Here is a 5,354-nt window from a genome sequence, read left to right on the forward strand (position 1 = left end):
CGGCAGCACTCGTCGGTGCAGGCGCCCCATGGTCGTGCTTCCGGAACAGACCGGTCCATGGCGGCCGCCGGGCCTCCTTTGCTCCCTAAACATCGCTAAACCGAAGCCTGGATGAGAAGATGTCGCGGCATAATCGAAGGATGTGCTGGTAGCCAATCAGACCGTGGAAGACCTGAACGCCCGTGGGACCGTTGCCCCTGAGCCGGTTAGAAGGTAGAGGCTCCGCAGGAGCGCTGAGTATCGGGCCGCCGCTCGACACCAGGGTGAAATCGCCTGCGCCTACACAGTCCGTTCGTTGAACGCTTCGTAGCCCTGCGTATCAGCTGCCCTGCGAAACATTGCACCCCCCAGCCTGGGGCCGAGAATTTCGGTCGAATCGCGCTGACATATGGCACACATCATACGCCCACGATGACACCAACCTTGGCCCGCGGCGGCCGTTGGGTCGGCCGGTTCCAGCCCCTGGAGGGACCCCTCTGGCTAGCTGAGGACCAGGGGTGTCCTAGATCCCGCCGCGTCGTTCGTCACAGTATGGATGACGTGACGCCACCAGACGCGCCAACCGCCTCACCTCGACTTCGATGGATTGGGTCTGGTGTGCGTGGTTGGGACCCGAGTGGACTTGGGGAGCACTTCGCAGGGCATATGAACGGGGGCGCCCAAGGCATGCTGCATTTCCGGTGATCTATGGTGGTCTGTCCACGCGCACCACCAACCCCGAGGGCGGAGGGTACACAAGGCCGAGTGAGAACTCCCCCGGTTGGGAATAGTGAGCGGCCGCCGCAGACGAAAACGATTGATTTGGCAGGAACGTCGAATGCTGAGAATCGTAAGCATGGAACCGAGGGCCAGGATCATGACTTGATCCATGAAATGAGAACTGACGGTTGGAGTCCAGCGACCGTGGGTGTTTCACGTGAAACACCAGCCGCACGGCTGGGGTCAGACCCACGCTGCTCCCCGGCGGGCGGTTCTGGACTTCAAATGGAATAAGGCACCGCCTGTCCCCTCTCTCTGTACGGCTGAATAGAGATCCGCTCAGCGAGTGGCCCTGGTGTTAGGCCAACGAACAGCGCACGTTCCTACTAGTGACGGGGGCTCTGATCGAGACTGACGGGGCCCGTTGCGCGCAAGGTGCTAATACCAGCCGATAGCTGACTATTGGGAAAGCTGGTCCGCCGTCAATCGAATCACCGAGCAACGCAGATTTTGCGGCCGCTGCGGCCGTGCGTCGCCATATTGTCCGGTTCCACGTGAAACGACCCCGGATTGCCCCGCAGAAAGTGACTGAAGCCGGCAGAGTCCCATTTTAGGCAGTGGAATCTGGGGCAGGAGGTGTCGGCATAGGACGGAGCCCATGTTTCACGTGAAACACACGCGTAGTCTTGTGGAAGAACGCGGGACGGAGCTGCTTATGATCGGACGTCTGCGGCGCCGTGGAAGTCGGGCCGTCAGTCCCTGCGGTCGGTGAAGATGCTGAGGACGTGGCGCGCAATGTCGGCCATCGTTTCACGTGAAACATCAACAGCCGCATTGCCGCTTCTTCCAGAACAAACCCGGGAATCGGTTGTCGCTGGATCTGTGGCAAAGTGCAACCTTCCGCCGCGCTGAGCCTCCTTCGTGATGTACCCGGCGCCGTGGGTGCGAACGACCGGCAGGGGACGGTAGTTTTCCGAAGTTGCGGGCGAGTGCGCGTCCGTGGGAATAATGCGTATCGTGGCGTCGTCATTGTTTCACGTGAAACCACTTCCGATCCAGCCAGGCGACGACAGCCAGACAACTTCCTGGCCTGCGCCCCGAACTTCCGTTCGGAGTTGGCATGAACTTGCACGTAAGTAAGCCGACCAGCCACGGGTCGGTTCCGTACTGCTTGTCCGGCCTCTCCTGTGCGGTGACCGTGGTCGCAGCAGCCCTGTCCCCGATAGGAAAGACGCGCACACACGTACTGAAGCGCCTCAGGGGCATTTGGGAGTCCAACCCAATATTCTTCAGTTGTTTTAGGACCTGAGCGGCGTGATTGCGCGATGTCCGACTCGGGGCGGACGGCCACTCCCCTGCGCAGACCGGAAAGCGTACCTAACAAAAGTGGTGGCTCCCTCTCAAGAGGAAACCACCACCAGGGTCGGCCAGCTACGTGGCCGGGAAGCGCGTCGCGTGCTAGGAAAGCACGTCTGCGAATTCCTTCTCGAAGAACTGCTTGGGGCGGGCGCCGATGACGGTTCCCTTCACTTCTCCACCGTCGAACAGGTAGACGGCGGGGATGGAGGTGATGCCGTACTTTGCGGCGATCGCGGGGTTGTCGTCTACATTCACTTTGACGACATTGACCTTCTCGCCGTACTCGACGGAGATCTCGTCGAGGATGGGACCGAGCTTGCGGCACGGCCCGCACCATTCTGCCCAGAAATCTACGATGACAGGCTTGTCGGCTCCCAGCACGTCGGTGCTGAAACTAGCATCTGTTACATCTTTTGCGTTGCTCATAACCTATTCTCTCTTTTGGGTTGATTGCCGTGCGCTGATTAGGCGTGGAGGCCTGCGAGGTAGTGCTCGACGTCGAGGGCTGCAACACAGCCGGATCCCGAGGCGGTGATGGCCTGGCGGTACGTCGGGTCGATGACGTCCCCGGCGGCGAAGACGCCCCTGAGGCTGGTCTTCGAGGATCGTCCTTCGACGGCGATAGTGCCTTCCGACGTCAGTTCGAGCTTGCCCTTGACCAGGTCGGTGCGGGGATCGTTTCCGATTGCCACGAAGACTCCGGTCACGGCAAGTTCAGTTTCAGTGCCGTCAACAAGGTTGCGCAACCGGAGTCCGGTGACCTTGTCTTCTCCGTGCACCTCCTCCACACCGCTGTTCCAGACGAACTTGACCTTTTCGTGGGCCAGGGCGCGGTCGGCCATGATTTTGGAGGCCCGCAGGGTGTCGCGCCGGTGGACAACGGTGACGGACTTCGCGAACTTGGTGAGGAACAGTGCCTCTTCCATGGCCGAGTCGCCGCCGCCGATGACTGCGATGTCCTGATCCTTGAAGAAGAAACCGTCGCAGGTTGCACACCAGCTCACGCCGTGCCCCGAGAGGCGCTTTTCGTTGGGCAACCCTAGCTCGCGGTATGCCGAGCCGGTCGAAAGAATGACGGACCGAGCCTGGAAGGTCTCTCCCGTTGCGATGGTCACGGTCTTGATGTCGCCGTCGAGATCCAGGTCGGTGACGTCCTCGAACTGGATTTCGGTGCCAAAGCGGGCGGCTTGCTTCTCGAAGTTTTCCATCAGGTCCGGGCCCATGATGCCATCCGGGAATCCCGGGTAGTTTTCGACGTCGGTAGTGTTCATCAGTTCCCCGCCGGCGGTCACGGAACCAGCCAGGAGCAGAGGCTTCAGATTGGCGCGTGCCGTGTACACCGCGGCGGTGTAGCCCGCCGGGCCGGAGCCGACGATGATGACATCACGCACTTCGGACGCGGTGTTTTCTGCGTTGCTCACTGAACGGTGAACCTCTTCCTTTTTCGACGCGCCCGCCCGGATGGCCGGCACATGGCACAACTGATACGTGGGGCTGAATATTCCATTTAGGGCGGGCGCCGCCCGGAGTGTGCCCTCACCCGGGTCACAGCTGTGCCCCCGGCCAGTACCCGCGGCTGGGGCTCGTTAGGAAGCCCTACTGGACCTTGATCTCGGCCAACCGGAGGCCGAATCCGTACCGCGTCTTGGGGGCGGCCAGCTTCGGGAGGGTCTTGATGGAGATGATGACGTACTGCGCCGTTACCGGTTCCTGCAGTGGCATGGTGAGCTCCGGAGACGTGAAGCTGTTGTTGCCGACCTGCTTGGCCCCGTCCAGTGAGGGCTGGCTGTTGGTGAAGACGCTGATGTTGCCGCCGGCAGCACCGAGCTGGCTCAACGTCACGGAGGTGATCTGGGACGGTGCCTTCAGCTTGACCACCAGTGGAACGCCTTCGGGGGCGAAACCTCCCCAGCTGTCGGTAGCGAATTCCATGTCGGACCAGTAGCTGGCGGCATTGCCGTCGAAGGTCTTGACCAAGTCACCGTCATAGGTCGCGGCGAAATCGAAGTTGCCCTGCCGGGTCACGGATTCGATGGCCGGGGCGACGGCGGCCGGCGCGCTCGGGCTCGGAGTCGAGGACGGCGTGGCGGATTGCGCCTGGGTGCTGGAGGACCCTGTGGTCTTGCCGGCTACCGGCGTGCTGCCCTTGAAAAGGCCGCCAAGGTTGGTGACGGCAAAGATCAGGCCGATGACCAGGACGGCTGCCAGCAGGGCACCAACGAGCCACCGCATGGAGCGGGGTTCGCGCTCTGGTTCGTCGTCCTCGCCGTCGTCCTCGTAGTCGTTGTAGCTGTCAACCGGTGCACCTTGTTTTGCGGACACGGGGAAGTTTCCGGCAGCGCGGTCGGATCCGGCGGCCGCTGCGCGGGATGCCGTCCGCTGATCAGGTACGGCGTCGTCATAATCGTCATCTTCCCAGAGCGAGACCTTGGGCGTGCCGGTAGCCTGCACCGGCTGCGCGGACGTCGCCTGCGGCGCGGCTGTTTGTGAAACAGCCGGGCGCGGAGCCGCCGCCTGCGGCGCGGTTTTTGGTGATTTGGCGGCGCTGGCAGCGGCGGCGCCAGCCGCAGCACCGGCCGCCCCGGCAGCGGCGGCGCCACGTGCGCCGGTCCCCCGGGCGGGAGCCGCGGCCGGCGGTGCCGGAACGCGCTGAGGAGAGGTCGACGGCGTCTGGGGCCGTTGCCCGGCCTGGCGCTGTTGCTCGCCATAGTTGATGTACCCGGCGTCGACTTCCTCGTCGGCGTAGAGGCCGTCATACGTCTCGGGCTCGGTGGAACGCGTCTGTCCGAAGATTTCGCTGCCCAGCGTGTCGGTGAAGAACGGTTCCACGTACGGCGGGTTGGAGCTAACCACCAGGTCAAGCAGGTCGGCGGCGGAGGTGTGGTTTGTGATCAGATAGGTAGCCGCGTCGCTGACGCCGAGGTCGAGGATCTGGACGTGGCCCGGCCGTTCCCCGGTAGCGACCTCGCGGGCACTTTGGGCTACCTGATCGGCGTTGCCGGGACCGGCGACGAGGATACTCACGGGGCGGTTGAGCACCTGGTCCACCCCGTCCAGCACCAGATCCTGGTCATGCGAGGTCAGTACCGTGGCCGTAACCTTGTAGCGGCCGCCAAGTACTGATCCGACATCGATCGGGTGGGACACGGGTTCCTCCTAGACTGTCCGGGAACTGCTGGCAGCACTGACTTCGACAGTCATCGCGGCCTCCCGGTAAAGCCGGTTGACCTCAGGTCTGCAACTCCCCTTGTTAGTCTTCGATCCTAGCCGATGCAGTGTCCGCGCCGTGTGATCCC

Annotated in this window: 3 protein-coding genes; all 3 read right to left on the bottom strand. The window is 62.8% G+C overall.

Going from position 1 to position 5,354, the window contains the following annotated elements; all coding sequences use genetic code 11:
* Nucleotides 1-2,157 precede the first annotated feature (2,157 nt).
* Complete coding sequence (trxA, locus tag AB4Y86_RS11295) at nt 2,158-2,484, bottom strand: thioredoxin (protein ID WP_441402325.1); 327 nt, start codon at nt 2,482-2,484, stop codon at nt 2,158-2,160.
* Between the two features lie 38 nt (nt 2,485-2,522).
* Nucleotides 2,523-3,479, bottom strand: coding sequence for a thioredoxin-disulfide reductase (gene trxB, locus AB4Y86_RS11300; RefSeq protein WP_441402326.1), 957 nt, complete (start codon nt 3,477-3,479; stop codon nt 2,523-2,525).
* A gap of 175 nt (nt 3,480-3,654) precedes the next feature.
* Nucleotides 3,655-5,205 carry an ABC transporter substrate-binding protein gene (locus tag AB4Y86_RS11305; protein WP_441402327.1) on the bottom strand — a complete coding sequence of 517 codons (1,551 nt, stop codon included), beginning with the start codon at nt 5,203-5,205 and terminating at the stop codon, nt 3,655-3,657.
* Nucleotides 5,206-5,354: the final 149 nt, after the last annotated feature.

Source organism: Arthrobacter sp. 2YAF22_2 (assembly GCF_052114645.1).
Lineage (GTDB): Bacteria > Actinomycetota > Actinomycetes > Actinomycetales > Micrococcaceae > Arthrobacter.